The sequence below is a fragment of the Mesorhizobium sp. M1403 genome, assembly GCF_040317695.1.
GTDB lineage: Bacteria > Pseudomonadota > Alphaproteobacteria > Rhizobiales > Rhizobiaceae > Mesorhizobium.
Genome location: NZ_JAMYKY010000011.1, coordinates 62,850 through 77,311 on the forward strand (window position 1 = coordinate 62,850; position 14,462 = coordinate 77,311).

The 14,462-nt window shown below is 59.3% G+C and carries 14 protein-coding genes and 3 pseudogenes; 4 read left to right on the plus strand and 13 right to left on the minus strand.

What is annotated here, in order from left to right:
* Window positions 1-199 precede the first annotated feature (199 nt).
* Window positions 200-580, plus strand: a pseudogene (locus NKH01_RS18795) (transposase domain-containing protein); the annotation flags it as partial.
* A 77-nt stretch (window positions 581-657) separates the two neighbouring features.
* On the opposite strand, the pseudogene NKH01_RS18800 reads toward NKH01_RS18795, so the two are convergent.
* The 9 genes and pseudogenes from NKH01_RS18800 to NKH01_RS18840 form a co-directional block, all read right to left on the minus strand.
* A pseudogene (locus NKH01_RS18800) lies at window positions 658-924 on the minus strand (hypothetical protein); the annotation flags it as partial.
* A 31-nt stretch (window positions 925-955) separates the two neighbouring features.
* On the minus strand, window positions 956-1,906 hold the full coding sequence (locus NKH01_RS18805) for a LysR family transcriptional regulator (RefSeq protein WP_352548199.1): 951 nt from the start codon (window positions 1,904-1,906) through the stop codon (window positions 956-958).
* Between the two features lie 67 nt (window positions 1,907-1,973).
* Complete coding sequence (locus NKH01_RS18810) at window positions 1,974-2,762, minus strand: ABC transporter permease (protein ID WP_353021642.1); 789 nt, start codon at window positions 2,760-2,762, stop codon at window positions 1,974-1,976.
* A 3-nt stretch (window positions 2,763-2,765) separates the two neighbouring features.
* The gene (gene nodI / locus NKH01_RS18815; protein WP_023719311.1) at window positions 2,766-3,677 is read right to left on the minus strand and encodes a nodulation factor ABC transporter ATP-binding protein NodI; all 912 of its coding nucleotides are present in this window, start codon (window positions 3,675-3,677) and stop codon (window positions 2,766-2,768) included.
* Between the two features lie 43 nt (window positions 3,678-3,720).
* Window positions 3,721-3,966, minus strand: a pseudogene (locus tag NKH01_RS18820) (carbamoyltransferase N-terminal domain-containing protein); the annotation flags it as partial.
* A 35-nt stretch (window positions 3,967-4,001) separates the two neighbouring features.
* On the minus strand, window positions 4,002-4,598 hold the full coding sequence (gene nodS / locus NKH01_RS18825) for a nodulation methyltransferase NodS (RefSeq protein WP_031194123.1): 597 nt from the start codon (window positions 4,596-4,598) through the stop codon (window positions 4,002-4,004).
* A gap of 80 nt (window positions 4,599-4,678) precedes the next feature.
* A complete protein-coding gene (gene nodC, locus NKH01_RS18830) occupies window positions 4,679-6,004 on the minus strand; it encodes a chitooligosaccharide synthase NodC (protein WP_352457036.1) in 1,326 nt (441 codons plus the stop codon).
* Window positions 6,005-6,018: 14 nt separating this feature from the next.
* Window positions 6,019-6,678 (minus strand): chitooligosaccharide deacetylase NodB, encoded by a 660-nt coding sequence (gene nodB / locus NKH01_RS18835; RefSeq protein WP_352457035.1) that lies wholly within the window; start codon window positions 6,676-6,678, stop codon window positions 6,019-6,021.
* Entirely contained in the window at window positions 6,675-7,268 is a 594-nt protein-coding gene (locus NKH01_RS18840) for a NodA family N-acyltransferase (RefSeq protein ID WP_352483781.1), read from the minus strand. Before NKH01_RS18840 ends, nodB begins: the two co-directional genes overlap by 4 nt.
* Before the next feature lie 266 nt (window positions 7,269-7,534).
* Between NKH01_RS18840 and NKH01_RS18845 the strand changes: the two genes are divergently transcribed.
* The gene (locus tag NKH01_RS18845; protein WP_352591353.1) at window positions 7,535-8,464 is read left to right on the plus strand and encodes a LysR family transcriptional regulator; all 930 of its coding nucleotides are present in this window, start codon (window positions 7,535-7,537) and stop codon (window positions 8,462-8,464) included.
* A gap of 306 nt (window positions 8,465-8,770) precedes the next feature.
* On the opposite strand, the gene NKH01_RS18850 is transcribed toward NKH01_RS18845, so the two are convergent.
* From NKH01_RS18850 to NKH01_RS18865, 4 genes are all read right to left on the minus strand, one after another.
* Window positions 8,771-8,956 carry a hypothetical protein gene (locus NKH01_RS18850; RefSeq protein ID WP_352591356.1) on the minus strand — a complete coding sequence of 62 codons (186 nt, stop codon included), beginning with the start codon at window positions 8,954-8,956 and terminating at the stop codon, window positions 8,771-8,773.
* Between the two features lie 61 nt (window positions 8,957-9,017).
* Window positions 9,018-10,049 (minus strand): LacI family DNA-binding transcriptional regulator, encoded by a 1,032-nt coding sequence (locus NKH01_RS18855; protein WP_023678260.1) that lies wholly within the window; start codon window positions 10,047-10,049, stop codon window positions 9,018-9,020.
* 302 nt (window positions 10,050-10,351) lie between these two features.
* The gene (locus tag NKH01_RS18860; RefSeq protein WP_352591359.1) at window positions 10,352-11,680 is read right to left on the minus strand and encodes a dicarboxylate/amino acid:cation symporter; all 1,329 of its coding nucleotides are present in this window, start codon (window positions 11,678-11,680) and stop codon (window positions 10,352-10,354) included.
* A gap of 54 nt (window positions 11,681-11,734) precedes the next feature.
* The gene (locus NKH01_RS18865; protein ID WP_156937379.1) at window positions 11,735-11,944 is read right to left on the minus strand and encodes a hypothetical protein; all 210 of its coding nucleotides are present in this window, start codon (window positions 11,942-11,944) and stop codon (window positions 11,735-11,737) included.
* A 271-nt stretch (window positions 11,945-12,215) separates the two neighbouring features.
* Between NKH01_RS18865 and NKH01_RS18870 the strand changes: the two genes are divergently transcribed.
* Entirely contained in the window at window positions 12,216-12,431 is a 216-nt protein-coding gene (locus NKH01_RS18870; RefSeq protein WP_352457032.1) for a hypothetical protein, read from the plus strand.
* 253 nt (window positions 12,432-12,684) lie between these two features.
* Entirely contained in the window at window positions 12,685-14,457 is a 1,773-nt protein-coding gene (nifA, locus tag NKH01_RS18875; RefSeq protein WP_502912654.1) for a nif-specific transcriptional activator NifA, read from the plus strand.
* Window positions 14,458-14,462 lie beyond the last annotated feature (5 nt).

Sequence of the window (14,462 nt, forward strand, 5' to 3'; positions counted from 1 at the left end):
TGGTTGGGCCCCAAACGTCTCTCTGTCTGCTCGACGCCGGCATACCCGCACCGTGAGCGCTGGACGAGGACAAGTTCCGCTGGCGGAGAACGGCGTGATCGGCTTGCCGCGCCGAAACTGATGGCGCTCGTCGAAGGCATGGACTGGACACGCGTTCGAGCCGAACGGCGACGGCGTCCGGCCGGAAGGCGGTGGCGAAGTGACTCAGGCGCAAAAGGCGGGCTTCAGGCCGTGCACAATAAGCTTCTGTCGGCGTCATGACGAGAAGCGCTTCGGCCCGTCCCCAGGAAATCGATACGCTCAAGGCGATGTTCGTCGCCATGGCGGCGGAGAAGGCCGAACTGCAACAACTCCGGAGCGAAACACTCAAGGCCGAGATCGTCCGGATGGCGACACTCAACGAGCCTGCCCAGGAGCGGATCGCCGACCTTCATGGGATCGTCAAGCAGCTGGAGCGCGCCGCTTCGGTCGCAGCTCCGAGAAGCTCGAACGTGACCAGCAGGCCTTCGCCTTCGACGAAATCCAGACCGGGCTCGGCGCGATTGAGTCCGAGCTCGAGGCCGCAAGACCGACAGGCGAGCCGCGACGTGCTGCGCGACCGCGCAAGGCGTTCCCGGCGCATCTGGAGCGGGTCGAGATCGTCATCCAGCCCGAGCCATGGGGGAAGAAGCGCTCCCGCAGCCAATGGTCCAGTCCGTCAAACGCGGTCGGCCGCACAGGCTTGCGAAACGGAACAGTCCCGCCCTCGCTTAGATACCGAGGCACCGTGTTGCGCGCGCACCCGAATTCTTTCGCCCGTCGGTTCATTCCCCAGCCAAGCTCATGCAGCCGCAGCATCGCTGCCACCTCTTCATGCTGAAGGATCTGCTCTCCCTGCATCGTTCTCGACAATGCGGGAATCGCCCAATCCCAATCGCCATCCATGCCTCCTCTCATAACCGAGGGGGTCGGTTTCTCAATTCGACCGACAACTGAGACGTCCGGTGCTCTTAGGCGGGGTAATCATACGAGATGCCTCCTGCAACATCATTTCCCGCATCCATAGGCTTGCCGGATCATTATTGTGAAGCGCAGGCCATTGGACGGCCTCCGTGAATGCGGCAGGAAGTGGCGGCGGAAGTTCGACAATCCGCAGGGGTGTTAATTTTGCGAAATGCTGCGCCAGCCGTAAGGGCATTGTCCCGATGCGGTTGGTGCCTGATAGAAGGGGCGGGATCATGCTAAAGCCCTGTACGACGACCTCGATACGTCTCTCGAAACCGTTCTCGAGCAAATACCATTCCTCGATGGAGGGCTGCCGGGTGTCCCCGAATTTAAGCACAACCTGCCCCATCGACAAGTATCGGTCGAATGTAAGTGGCTCTGACAGCTGCTTGTTCGTGCCGCAGCCTACGCATACGAGCATATCTTCGAACAGGGCTGCGCGAGGATGTTTCGACATGAACACTTCCGGCATAATCAGAAAATCAACGTCGCCGCGCCGGAGAAGCTCCTCGGGGTCGTCGGAAATAAGCAGACATTCGAAGCGGACGGCGGGAGCTTCCCGCGCAGCACGCTTTACGATCTTCTTAAAAAATACGAGCGTGAGGTAATCGGAAAGGATGATGCGGAAGCGACGATCCGATCGGGCCGGGTTAAAGGCGTCCCAGGAAATAATCGACAGCTGGATGTGCAGCAATGCCTCCCGGACTGCTGTGGCGAGCCCCTCCGCGCGCGGTGTCAAAATGAGTTCGCGGCCGTTCATCGTAAATAGCTCATCGCTGAAATAGGCGCGTAACCGACCGACGGCGGCGCTCATGGCCGGCTGACTCAGGTTAATACTGCGGGCCGCGGCGGTGACTTTACGCTCCCTGATCAAAGCGTCCAGCACAACCAGGAGATTTAGATCGAGTCCCTTAAAACGCATGTATTGACCTATCCGACGCGTGGATGGGTATCGCCCAAAGAATCAATTTTACGAATGGTGAGTAGCGTCAACGCATCAGCCGACGACGAAATAGAGCAACCGATAGGAAGAACGGCAAAACCGTGTATATGCAAAGCGCGCCGATATGCAGGCCCATGCTGGCGGCCGGACGGCCAAGCATCGCCGGACGAATGAGGTCAATTGCATGTGCGAGCGGCAACAAGGAGGCGACGTCCTGAAAAGCGCCGGGCAATTGGTTGACCGGAAACATCGCGCCGCAAAGGAACAGCATGGGTGTTATAACAAGCGTATTATAAAATATGAAATATTCATAACTGGGCGCAAGCGCCGTGACGACCATCGCTAGACTCGCGAAGGCGAGGCCACTGAGAGCGATGACTGGCAGCAAGCAGAGGATGGATGGCCACGATGTGTAGCCGAGCGTGGTGGCAACAATAGTGATTGCTGTGCCCGCCATCAGGGCCTTGGTGGCTGCCCACGCCAATTCGCCGAGTAAGATATCGCCGAGCGTCAGCTGAGTGCATAGCATTCCTTCCCAGGTGCGCTGGTTGTCCATGCGGCCGAAACTCCCGTAAACCGTTTCAGCAGTCGCCGATGCCATCGCGCTTGTGGCAACCATGCCAGCCGCGAGAAACGCAATGTACGAAGTGCCCTCAACAGGACCTATCATTGTTCCGATGCCAAAGCCGAGACCGAACAGATAGATCATCGGATCGGCGAGGTTGCCGAGAACCGATGCAAGCCCGATTTTCTTCCATCCAAGATAGTTGCGGCGCCAAACCGCGACCCAATTCCACGCATTGGCGGGCATGGCCGCCGCATAACGTTCGCCCATTGTTCAGTCCTCCATCTCGCGCCCGGTTAGCCGCAAGAACACATCCTCGAGATTGGGGGGACGCTGCAGAAGGCGCAGACCCGCGCGCCCGCGTAGCTGCACCAGCACCTGCTCCGGATCGGGTGCATAGCAAAAAAGCGTCTCACCGCTCACCTCGATGCGCTGTGCGTACGGCCGGATCAGCGCACCCAGTTCATGCGGATTGCCGCCGTAGACCTCGACCACGTCACAGCCGATCTGCTCGTCAATGAGTGCGGACGGGCGGCCTTCGGCGATCTTGCGCCCCTCCTCCATAACGCACAGCCGATCGCACAGCCGCTCGGCCTCTTCCATGAAATGGGTAGTCAAAAGAATAGTCTTGCCCCGCGCCAGCAGCGATCGCAGCCGTTCCCAGATCAGGTGGCGGGCCTGCGGATCGAGGCCGGTGGTCGGCTCGTCCATCACCAGCAAGTGCGGGTCATTGATCAGCGCACGCGCGAGCGTCAGGCGCCGCTTCATGCCGCCGGACAGTTCGGCGACGCGCGCATCCGCTTTGTTCTCGAGGCGGGCGAACTCAAGCAGCGATGGTATGACCGCTTCGATCTGGCGTCTGCTCATCCGGAAGTAGCGCCCGAACACCAACAGGTTCTCGCGTACAGTGAACGCGGTATCAAGATTGTCGAACTGCGGGACCACGCCGATGCGCATACGTGCCAAACGCGCGCGCGCCGGCACTGGAGCGCCGAGCACAGTAATCTTCCCCGCATCAGGCGATGTCATGCCGAGGACCATACGCGCAATCGTGCTTTTGCCCGCACCGTTCGGTCCCAGGAGCCCGAAGCATTCCCCCGCCGCAACGCGGAACGACAGTCTGTCGACAACGAGCTTGTCATAAGTTTTGCTTACGTCAGTAAGATCGATCGCTACCATGGACATGGGTTCATTTTACCGAGAGGGACGCCAAGACTGGCGGTTGCTTGGTTGCCTGCCGGACCTGAAACTGTGACTCGTCTTCGCCATCCCAGCCGTCGATAACGAACTGATCGACATCACAAGGATTTAGCCCCTGTTCCGCCAAAGCGGCGACAATTGCGTCGAGATTATCGATGGTTTGATAACGCGGATTGTTGTGCCGCTTTTCCTGCTCAACGCAGAAGACGAGCCGTCCATCCTCGACAAGGGCGATCGCCCCATCATGGGTCAGCTTGGTACCAGAGATGCGCATAGTGTCTCCACGTTAACGGCGATAGATTCGATTGATCAGGAAGCGGAAAGCGGGTTCCGGAAACGGACGAGCAAGCAGTCTTCGTTGACCGACTCGCCCCGACACTCAAGACGCTCTACCTCGATCAACGTTTCGTTCAGCATGGCGATGACCGGCTCAGCACCAGCGGCGTGACCCCAGCGACGGCAATTAGCATCCCTTGCCGATCCGAAGATCAGATGCCCGCCTGGCGCAAGCACCCGCACCAGGTTTTTGACGGCCGCGCGCATCTCGGCTATGTCTTCGAGGTAGTATAGGACCTCCGCCACAACGATCAGGTCAAACAACTCGTCGGTCGAAAACTGTTGAACATCGGAGACTATCCAGTTGATGCGCGACGGCTCCTTTATCCGTTGACGTGCTCGAGCAATCGCTTGCGCCACGACATCGATGACGGTGAGCCCTTGGCAGTTGGGAGCTAATTTTTCCGTGAATGCGCCGGCAGCGCACCCGACTTCGAGGGCATTTGTAATGGAGCCTTGGGCAAGCGCCAGCTGGAGCATTTGCGTGTGGCGCTCCCGCTCGAACGGATTGCCGTCGAGGCGCCACGGATCGTCTGCGGCCAATTCCCGATCGAGCAACTGATGATTCATGTTCTGGGTCAAACTCGTCCACCTCTCGTCCACCTAGGTAATTAGCGATCACTCGTCGCCGCAGATGTTGCTCGACAGCGCTAATCCCGAAGAATCCGCGCAAGATTGAGCCTGCGAAGCGGAGCCGCATGCGGCGAGAATTCTGCCCTGCTTGATCCAGTGATCGGAGTTTGGGTGGGGGCCTGTTTTCCCCCAGTGTTCGATGTAGCGACAGCAGAGCTTCGCGACAGCCAATCGCTATTGCTCAATGTACACAGCGCGTAGGCCTTCAAGGGAAGTAAGAGAAAGATGTTGATGAACGTGTGCAGGGAAAAGCCCAGAAATCGAAACTGTCGAGCACGAAATGCTACCACGCAGCATCGGAGCATGGTCATGGACACAATCATCAGTCCTGTCCACCAAGGCACAGTGCCTGTCAGTGCGAAATGTGCGAGGCCCGTTAGTACCGATAGGGCGAGGAGTAGCGGCCCGAGATTCTGTCCGACCACGTCCAACGTGAGATAGCTATTGAGGCCGGGCAGCAAGCGCAGCCCAAGCAGCGTGTCCCGGAATGTGCTTCGTGCCCAACGGAGTTGTTGGCGCAGATACGGTCCGAGTCTGTTCGGAACGACTGTGGCCGCGATGGCGCCCGGAACGTACTCGGTTCGAAAGCCTGCTTTCAGCATGAGGATAGTGAGATGGCGATCCTCCCCGAAGTCGCTTGGCTTGCCCCGAAAAAATTGCGACTCGTACTGGTCCAGTAACAAAAGGAGCGCAGACCGGCGGTACATGGCACATGGGCCGCAACAGCACATAACGGCACCGAAGCGAGCCTGTGCCGCGCGCTCCTCGTTGCAAGCCAGCCAGTACTCCATGTCTATCAGCCTTGTCAGCCAGCTCTCGCTCCGGTTACTGGCAATCAACTGACCCATGACTGCGCCGACCGCTGGATCTCGCATCTTCGGTACAAGCTTGGTGATGACGTCGGACGCGAGTATCGTGTCTGAATCAACGTTAAGCACCAAATCCCCGGATGAGCGGCGTATCGCGGCGATCTGCGCCTTGCGCTTTCCAACATTCTCGGGAAGCAAAATGATGTCGAACCTAGGGTCGCGCGCGTAGGTTTCGTGGACAGTTCCTACGGCTTCGCGATTTCCAGAACCGTCATCAACCACATAGACCCGAAGTCTTCCGGCGTATTCTTGGTCTGCAATGGACGCCAGGCACTCTGAAAGCGTGCGCGGATCCTCGTTGAAGCAGGGGACGATGACATCCACGCTGGGCAGTTGATCGGAGCCGACGAGATCCTCCAACGCCGATGAGTCGTTTGTCGGCAGAGCATAAATCCCCTGCATGCTCTTATAAGCAGTCGAGAGCAGTGCATAAAGCGAAATGGCCACAGTGCTGGTTGTACCAAGAAGAGTCATGGGATCTCGTTTGTTCAGTGATGTTGAGGAAGTGAGCGGATTACAAATCCGCGCTCATGAAGTGCTGGAATCAGCCGGGACAGCGCCGTGACCGTCTGGTCGCGCAGACCGGCGTGAGCGCCCTGGCTCAACTCGCCGGGAGGGCATCCGTCGTGCAAGAGTACGATTGCGCCCGGCCGGACAGAGGCGAGCACGGTATCGATAATCGCGTCGACCCCAGGGCGAGACCAATCTCGAGGGTCGACGGACCAATGGAGGGCCGTCAGCCCGGCGATCTGTGACGCTGTGAAGACTTCTTCGCTCCAGGCCCCGTAGGGCGCGCGAATATAGCGCACCGAGGCCTGAGGGCACGCCCTCATGATGGCGCCGTTCGCTTCAAAGATCTCACGTTGCACTTCGCCGAAGCCGCATTTGTACAGATCCGGATGAGTCATCGTGTGGTTGCCTAGCTCGTGCCCTTCTGCAAACATTCGTTGGATTAGATCCGGGTGCTCTAAGGCGTAGGCGCCGATGACGAAGAAAGTCGCCGGCACCCGCTGCTCTGCCAGCACATCCAGAATCTCCGGTGTGAAAAGTGGATTGGGACCGTCGTCAAACGTCAGATAAACGCTGCGACGGCCGGTGCCGTCAGAGCACTCACGGCGCACTTCGTACAAGCAATCGGGACGGCTCATAGCTCTGGTCCGTTCCGATCGATCATCGTGCCCGTGGGCCATTCGCTGATCGGCCGTCCAACTGGCAGAACAATGGTGAGTGCGTCATCAATGCGTGTGGGCGGCAGGTCGAGGCGCGCCTCTGGTCGGGTGGAGCGCACGCGAATTCCCGACAAGACGGCCAAAGGGCTGTATCGCCGCCCGAACCTCTCAACATGATTCCGCAGCGCGTGCCGGACGGTTCCGAAAGCGAATGGAACGCCAAGCTCCTGCAGTATTGGAAGCACGACATGGATTGAATGGGCGATTCCGAGACTCTCAAGATCCGGACGTACCCCGTACAGGCCCAGCTCAGCCACCAACAGATCGACCGCGTCAACCTTGATGAAACGGCGCAGTATGCCCATGTGAGCCGCTACACCGTTCGAATCATAGGCGATTGCGCGGAGTTCAGGCCTGGCGCCGGCCCAGCTTCGACTACCTTCGAACGGTTCTGCGTTGGACGCCCCAGTCGGCCCGTAGGTATTACGAAAGAACTGGGCGAGCTCGACGTGGTCCGAGAGCTGCAACTCGTTTTCCCAGCACAATTTCCACTGCACCTGAGGGCGCATTCAGGACCTCTCTTCAAAATAGTTTCTTGCGGGCCGCATTACCCGGCCAAAGCGGCGGCGTTGTTGGCTGCACTCAACCGTTGTCGTTAGCGAAGGTGAGCCAGCCGGTGGGGCTCGCCAATGAGCTCTCTCGATGTTCCCGCCCGTCGCGGCGCCGTCGATTTGAGCTTGACGTCGGTCATTTACGTTCCTCTAATGCATGGTTCGTAAATTCGTAAAATTGATTGTTTAGATGATGCCCATCCACACGCTGGATAGATCAGGATATGCGGTTTAAGGGGCTGGATCTGAATCTCCTCGTTGTGCTGGACGCTCTGATCAGGGAGCGTAAAGTCACTGCCGCGGCCAACAGTATTAACCTGAGCCAGCCGGCCATGAGCGCCGCCGTCGCTCGGTTACGCGCCTACTTCAGCAATGAGCTATTTACGATGAACGGCCGCGAGCTCATTTTGACACCGCGCGCGGAGGGGCTTGCCCCAGCAGTCCGGGACGCATTGCTGCACATCCAGCTATCGATTATTTCCTCCGACGCCTTTAACCCAGCCCAATCGGATCGTCTCTTCCGAATCATGCTTTCCGATTACCTCACGCTCGTGCTTTTTAAGAGGATCGTAGAGCGTACTGCGCGGGAAGCTCCCGCCGTCCGCTTCGAATGTCTGCCTATTTGCGACGACCCCGAGGAGCTTCTCCGGCGCGGCGACGTTGATTTTCTGATTATGCCGGAAGTGTTCATGTCGAAACATCCTCGCGCAGCCCTGTTCGAAGATATGCTCGTATGCGTAGGCTGCGGCACGAACAAGCAGCTGTCAGAGCCACTTACATTCGAGCGATACTTGTCGATGGGGCATGTCGTGCTCAAATTCAGGCACACCCGGCAGCCCACCATGGAGGAGTGGTATTTGCTCGAGCACGGTTTCGAGAGACGTATCGAGGTCGTCGTACAGGGCTTTAGCCTGATCGCGCCCGTCCTATCAGGCACCAACCGCATCGGGACCATGCCCTTACGGCTGGCGCAGCATTTCGCAAAAACAACACCCCTGCGGATCGTCGAACTTCCGCCGCCACTTCCTCATCCCGCATTCACGGAGGCCGTCCAATGGCCCGCGCTTCACAATACTGATCCGGCAAGCCTGTGGATGCGGGAAATGATGTTGCAGGAGGCATCTCGCCTGGCGCCTTTGCTTGAAAGCTATTGAGCGTCTCGGGCTTCCCGGAGGCGGTCGCGATCGCGTAGGAGCGGTTGCCATTCGGGCGTCAGGCCTTTGGCTCGGCAGAGCGGCGAGTTCCTTGCTGAGTACGAGGGCCAGGAACGAGCAGAACACATGCCCGGGTTGGTGCTGAGTTGACTGCCGCCTCCGATTTCGCGTGCGAAGTCCCAGAAGATGTCTAGCCCCACTCAAATGCCAACTTTGCCGGCCTTGCCGCGGCTTTTCACGCGCGGCCAGGCGAGGAGATGCCGGTCGACGAGGTCAATCCCAATGGACTGTGCCGGCCTCGCTCGGCTACTGGCGTGAGGCATCCTTGACGACACCGCCCTGGACCGACAACGTCGAGATGTTGGCAATGAAGCCGGTCGCGACCTCGCGCTTCCGCCTGAACGCGTGGCCGATCCGTTCACCAATTGGCGCTTCATCCTGGGCCGCGGCTGAGGCCTGTGGGGTGCGGCTACCCCGCGTGGATGGGATCATCAATCAACTTTCTCTCATTTATGAAAGGAAACTTCCCCGCTTACGATAGAAGCCATCAGTTTCATATATTTTCCGGCAGATGAATATCGAACGGCAGGAATGTCTGTCCTGGTGTTTCAGCAGTGCCGGTCTCGATAGCCCGCGTCATCAGCGTTATCAGCTCCTGGGAAAGCCGGCGCATTGGCGTGGCGACCGCCATCGTGATGATGTTATCAGCGAGTGCCGCCCGAGATTCCGGCGTGATTTCATTCACGATCGCGACGAGATCGCGACTTTTACCCTCTTCCCGGACCGCGGAGATGGCGCCCTCCATGCCGCCCCCGGCGACATAGAAGCCGACGAGCTCGGGTTCCCGCTGCATGAGATCAAGCGTTGCCTCGTAGGTGACCTGCCGTTTCTCCAGGTTCACAAGCGGATCGAGCACCTCGAACGTCGGCGCGTTCTCACGGCAATAGGAGCGAAAGCCGACGTCACGGAGCTCGTGCCCCTGGAAACGATGGCTACCGACAAACACCGCCACCTTGCCGGGCCGTTTTGCGACCTTGGACACCATCCAAGCGGCCGTGCGCCCCACCTTGCGGTTGTTGAGGCCGATATAGCCCTGTCGCACGCCGGCGGCGAAGTCGGAAAGCAGCGAGAAAACCGGAATGCCTTTGGCCTTGAGGTCCTCAACCGCTGCTGTAATTTTTGGGTGGTCCGGTGCCACCATCGCGATCGCATGGCAGCGTGCGCCCAAATCCTTGAGCGGTGCGATTAGGTCGCTCGGCATATGTGACGGGGCGAATTGGATGAGCGGAATGCCGTGGAAGGACTGGGCCAAATTGACCGACGCTTCGACCTCGCGCGCAAAGTCTTGGTAAAAATGCTGGGCCGGTTTTCTCAAGATGAAGCCCAGACGGTAGCACGGTAGGTCTCGCCGCAAGCGCTGCTTGATGAGCCCGGCAGCATGATAGCCGATCGCGTGGGCGGCGTCGTGGACCCGCCGCGCGGTCTCCTCGCGCACCGGATGGCGGGCGTTCAGAACCCGATCGACCGTTGCTACGCTGACTCGGGCTTCGCGGGCGAGATCGGCAATTGTGGGGCGCTTGGTCATGGGTCCTATTCTGATTGGTTTTTGACGCAGGCTGGCTCTCTGTCACCTAGCGCGATTCGACAATGGTTTCGGGTGGGCAAAGTGAAGACGCCCGCATACTGAATGATCGACAGCGTATTGGACTACTCCAGACGTAGACCGGCCGGGTATAACGGAAGGTTCATTCGCTTAGGGCGGCGACGATTTGCACTCACACATTTAGCGCTTCTGATACATGGTCCGTGAGGCGCCGTTTAGAGCCTGCGAGTCGATCGTTCAGGTCATGTGACCAGCTTGGCGAAACCGGTCGCGGTGCGTCGCCCTTACTCGGCGGAGGATAGCCGGTTTGATGCCTCGGCAAGCTGATGACCGGAGAAGGCGGCTTTCATCTGCGCTCGGTCCAATTCTCCTTCCCAGCGGGCAACGACGAGGGATGCCACTGCGTTGCCGACGCAATTCGTCAGCGCCCGGCATTCGGACATGAAGCGGTCGATGCCGAGTATCAGTGCCATCCCAGCAACGGGAACACTCGGAACTACGGCGAGCGTAGCAGCCAGGGTGATGAAGCCCGCACCTGTTACACCTGCAGCGCCCTTGGAGGAAAGCATCGCAACGAGCAGCAGCAGCACCTGATCGCCGATTGACAGATCCGTGTTCGTCGCCTGCGCGATGAAGAGGGCCGCCAGGGTCATGTAGATATTCGTGCCGTCCAGATTGAACGAATATCCGGCCGGGATGACGAGACCCACAACCGAACGCCTGGCGCCCGCCTTCTCCATCTTCTGCATGAGCGAGGGGAGCGCGGCCTCCGAGGAGGACGTTGCGAGGACAAGCAGCAGCTCTTCCTTGATGTAGCGAATGAGAGAACAGATCGAAAAGCCGTTGTAGCGGCAGACCGCGCCGAGAACCCCGAACACGAAGAGGAAGGCGGTGAAATAGAACGTCGCGACCAGCATCGCGAGGTTGACGACCGAACCGATGCCATATCTGCCGATGGTGAAGGCCATTGCGCCGAAAGCGCCGATCGGCGCGGCTTTCATCAGAATGCCGACGAGCTTGAAGACAGGCGCGATGAGCGCCTGAAGGAAGGAAACGACAGGCTTGCCCGTCTCTCCGGCCATCGCGAGCGCCATGCCGAACAGAACCGAGAAGAACAGCACCTGCAGGATGTCGCCTTCCGCGAAGGCGCCGACTATCGTTGGCGGGATGATGTTCATCAGGAAGCCGGTGACCGACTGCTCGTGGGCCTTTGCGGCATAGGTATTCACGGCCTGGACATCGAGCGAGGCCGGATCGATGTTGAGGCCGGCGCCAGGCTGGACGACATTGGCGACGATCAGGCCGACGATCAGCGCGAGCGTCGAGAAGGTGAGGAAATAGACCATTGCCTTGCCGGCGACCCGGCCGACCTTGTGAAGATCGTTCATGCCGGCAATGCCGGTCGCAATTGTCAGGAAGATGACAGGCGCGATGATCATCTTGACCAGCTTGATGAAGGCATCACCCAGCGGCTTCAGGCTCTCGCCGGTTCCCGGATAGAAATAGCCAATTGCGACGCCGAGGGCGATGGCGGCAAGCACCTGCGCGTAAAGCTTGGCATAGAAGGGTTTGCGGGGCGCGGGACTCGCGCCGCGGACTTGTGCAGCTGACACTGTTTCTCTCTCCCTGACCGGATCGAGGTGGCGTGACTTCTCCCGGGCTTCTCCCTATCGCGGCGCTCCGGTCGAACGCTGCACCAACGCCGCCGCAATACCCATGCCAAATGGATCCGCATGACCTGAACTGACGTTGGGCTCGCCAATGATGGGATGAATGCGGTGGCACAAGACGGGAATGACAAGGCCGCCGTCCAGCACGCGCTTGATGTTCTCCGGCAGATTGCCGGTCGATCTCTCTGGCTTGCGGTTTTGCTGCACATCGTGGTGGGCTCCTCGGTTTGCCGACTTTGGGAAGGGCCGCATCGCTGGCACCAGAGCGGAGAATTGCCGTGTTCTTTGCCGCGCTGCCGCTGCAGCGACAGCTTGAAAGCGACGTCGAGACGTAGGGATTGACGCCGCTGGTGCTGACCGCGACGATGCGGTTCAGAAGTTCCGAGCACCGCCGAGAAAGCCGCGCTCGACCGCCAGCTTCGCGCCTTCACATGCGCCGCCGCCGCCTTATCTGCGTCATCAATATCGGAAATGGCGGTTGCCGCGACCGACCAGTGTCGTCGGCAGTGATTATCGCTCCCGCCCCTGGTTCGCAGGCGCTGGTGAATGGCACGGCCCGGCAATTTATACTCGGCGCGGTCAGCCGCTCGGGCACCGCATCGCCGGCGCCGTATTTCTGTCGTTCAACATCGCCGACAAAAAATTAGAACTGATGAATTCTATCATAGGCCGCGAGGTTTCCTTTCACGAATGAAAGAAAGCTCGATTGACTATCCCGCCTCGCTCCAGTCTTTTGAAAATCAACGTGTGGTTGCCCCCGTGCAAGCCGAGAACGTGGCCAAGCTTCGTGGAGGGAGAGCCAAGCGATGCGTCAGGGGTCGACCCGCTTTGCACTCGACCACACGGCGGTGGCACGAGTTCACGTCAGAGCATTTTCGCGCTTGCCCGCGACGTCGCGGGCGCACATGCCGCCGGCATGCATTTCATGGCGCGAGATCGAGGATCATATGCACCACAACATTCCCAAATTAGAACAAAATGCCAGCGAGTGCCGCATTTCGCTTCCGGATGCGAAAAGGGCTTACCCAAAGTCCGAGATGAACACCGCGGTCCCTTTTGTGCCATCGCACGAGCACGCGCTTACCGGCATCTTCGAAATATCGAAAGTACTCACCGACCCCGCCCGGCTCGAAGTCACGTTGGCCAAGGTCGTCGATCTCCTGCCCTCGTTTGTGCAGATGCGGCACGGCATCATCGCTCTCTTCGACGCTGAGGGCGTACTGGACACCACCGTAGTCACCGGCTGCGACGAGAACAGCGATGAGCGCTCCCGGATGCGCCTGCCGCGCAAGGCAATCGATCTGATTGTGACGACGGACACGCCGCTCGTCGCGGAGAACATAGCGGTGCATTCGGCCTTCACTGCCGCTGACATAGAGGTGCTTGGGGCCTCCGACACCGTGTCCTTCATCGGCGTTCCCATTCGTGTTGATGGGAACGCCGTAGGCACGCTGACTATCGACCGCGCCTTGGACAGCAGGTCAACGTATCGGCTCGATTATGATGTCCGGCTGCTCACCATGATAGCCAACATGGTGGGACAGACAGTCAAGTTGCACCGCTTCTCCGCGGGCGACCGCGAACGACCGACGGAGGTGGAAGATCGGCTGCAAACGCAATTCTCTGATGTCAAGCACCCTGCACCGCAGCGCAAGAAGGTTCACGTCAAGGGAATGATTGGCGATAGTCCGGCGCTAAGCGCGCTGCTCGAGAAGATCGCGGTGGTAGCTAAGGCAAAGACCACGGTTCTGTTGCGAGGCGAATCCGGTACCGGGAAGGAGCTGGTCGCCAAGGCAATTCACGAGTTGTCGCCGCGCGCCAAGCGGCCCTTCATCAAACTCAATTGTGCAGCGCTGCCAGAGACAGTCCTGGAATCCGAATTGTTCGGTCATGAGAAGGGTGCCTTCACAAGCGCGTTCAATTCCCGCAAGGGTCGCTTTGAGCTCGCCGACAAGGGGACGTTGTTTCTGGATGAGATCGGCGAGATCTCGGCCTCCTTCCAGGCAAAGCTACTGCGCGTGCTGCAGGAGCAGGAGTTTGAGCGCGTCGGCAGCAACCAGACCATCAAGGTCGACGTTCGCGTGATTGCCGCCACGAACAGGAACCTTGAAGAGGCGGTTGCAAGGAATGAGTTCCGCGCCGACCTATATTATCGCATCAACGTGGTTCCCTTGCTGGTGCCGGCGTTACGCCAAAGGCGCAGCGATATTCCGCTCCTCGCAGCTGAGTTTCTCAAGAATTTCAACGATGAGAACGGCCGTACGCTGACCTTCGATGCGCGTGCGATTGAAGTACTGATGAAATGTGAATTTCCCGGCAACATTCGCGAGCTTGAAAATTGCGTGCACCGGACAGCGATCCTGGCGGAGGGACGATCAATCGGGAGAAACGACTTTGCGTGCTCCCACGACCAATGCTTTGCCGAGGCGCTGCGGAAGAGCAGATCGGGCAAGGCCGCGCTGCAACCAGCGCCAATCCTCCCAGAGGCAGTGAATCCGGCCACGCCGCCGGATGCGGCCGCTCGTTCGGCCGCCACCACAGTCCCGCCTGCCGGAGCAACCCACTCATTGGGCGCGAGGACCACCGACGCCGAGCGCGTCATTGCTGCCATGGAAAGATGTGGCTGGGTGCAGGCAAAGGCGGCGCGCCTGCTTGGACTGACCCCGCGCCAGATTGGCTACGTGCTGAGGAAATACGGCATCGAGGTCAAGCGTCTGTGAAAGCA

Coding starts and splice junctions, on each gene's coding strand:
- NKH01_RS18805 (WP_352548199.1), bottom strand. CDS start 1,906: ATGCGTTTTAAGGGACTCGATCTAAATCTCCTGGTTGTGCTGGACGCT.
- NKH01_RS18810 (WP_353021642.1), bottom strand. CDS start 2,762: ATGGGCGAACGTTATGCGGCGGCCATGCCCGCCAATGCGTGGAATTGG.
- nodI (WP_023719311.1), bottom strand. CDS start 3,677: ATGTCCATGGTAGCGATCGATCTTACTGACGTAAGCAAAACTTATGAC.
- nodS (WP_031194123.1), bottom strand. CDS start 4,598: ATGAATCATCAGTTGCTCGATCGGGAATTGGCCGCAGACGATCCGTGG.
- nodC (WP_352457036.1), bottom strand. CDS start 6,004: ATGACTCTTCTTGGTACAACCAGCACTGTGGCCATTTCGCTTTATGCA.
- nodB (WP_352457035.1), bottom strand. CDS start 6,678: ATGAGCCGTCCCGATTGCTTGTACGAAGTGCGCCGTGAGTGCTCTGAC.
- NKH01_RS18840 (WP_352483781.1), bottom strand. CDS start 7,268: ATGCGCCCTCAGGTGCAGTGGAAATTGTGCTGGGAAAACGAGTTGCAG.
- NKH01_RS18845 (WP_352591353.1), top strand. CDS start 7,535: ATGCGGTTTAAGGGGCTGGATCTGAATCTCCTCGTTGTGCTGGACGCT.
- NKH01_RS18850 (WP_352591356.1), bottom strand. CDS start 8,956: ATGATCCCATCCACGCGGGGTAGCCGCACCCCACAGGCCTCAGCCGCG.
- NKH01_RS18855 (WP_023678260.1), bottom strand. CDS start 10,049: ATGACCAAGCGCCCCACAATTGCCGATCTCGCCCGCGAAGCCCGAGTC.
- nifA (WP_502912654.1), top strand. CDS start 12,685: ATGCACCACAACATTCCCAAATTAGAACAAAATGCCAGCGAGTGCCGC.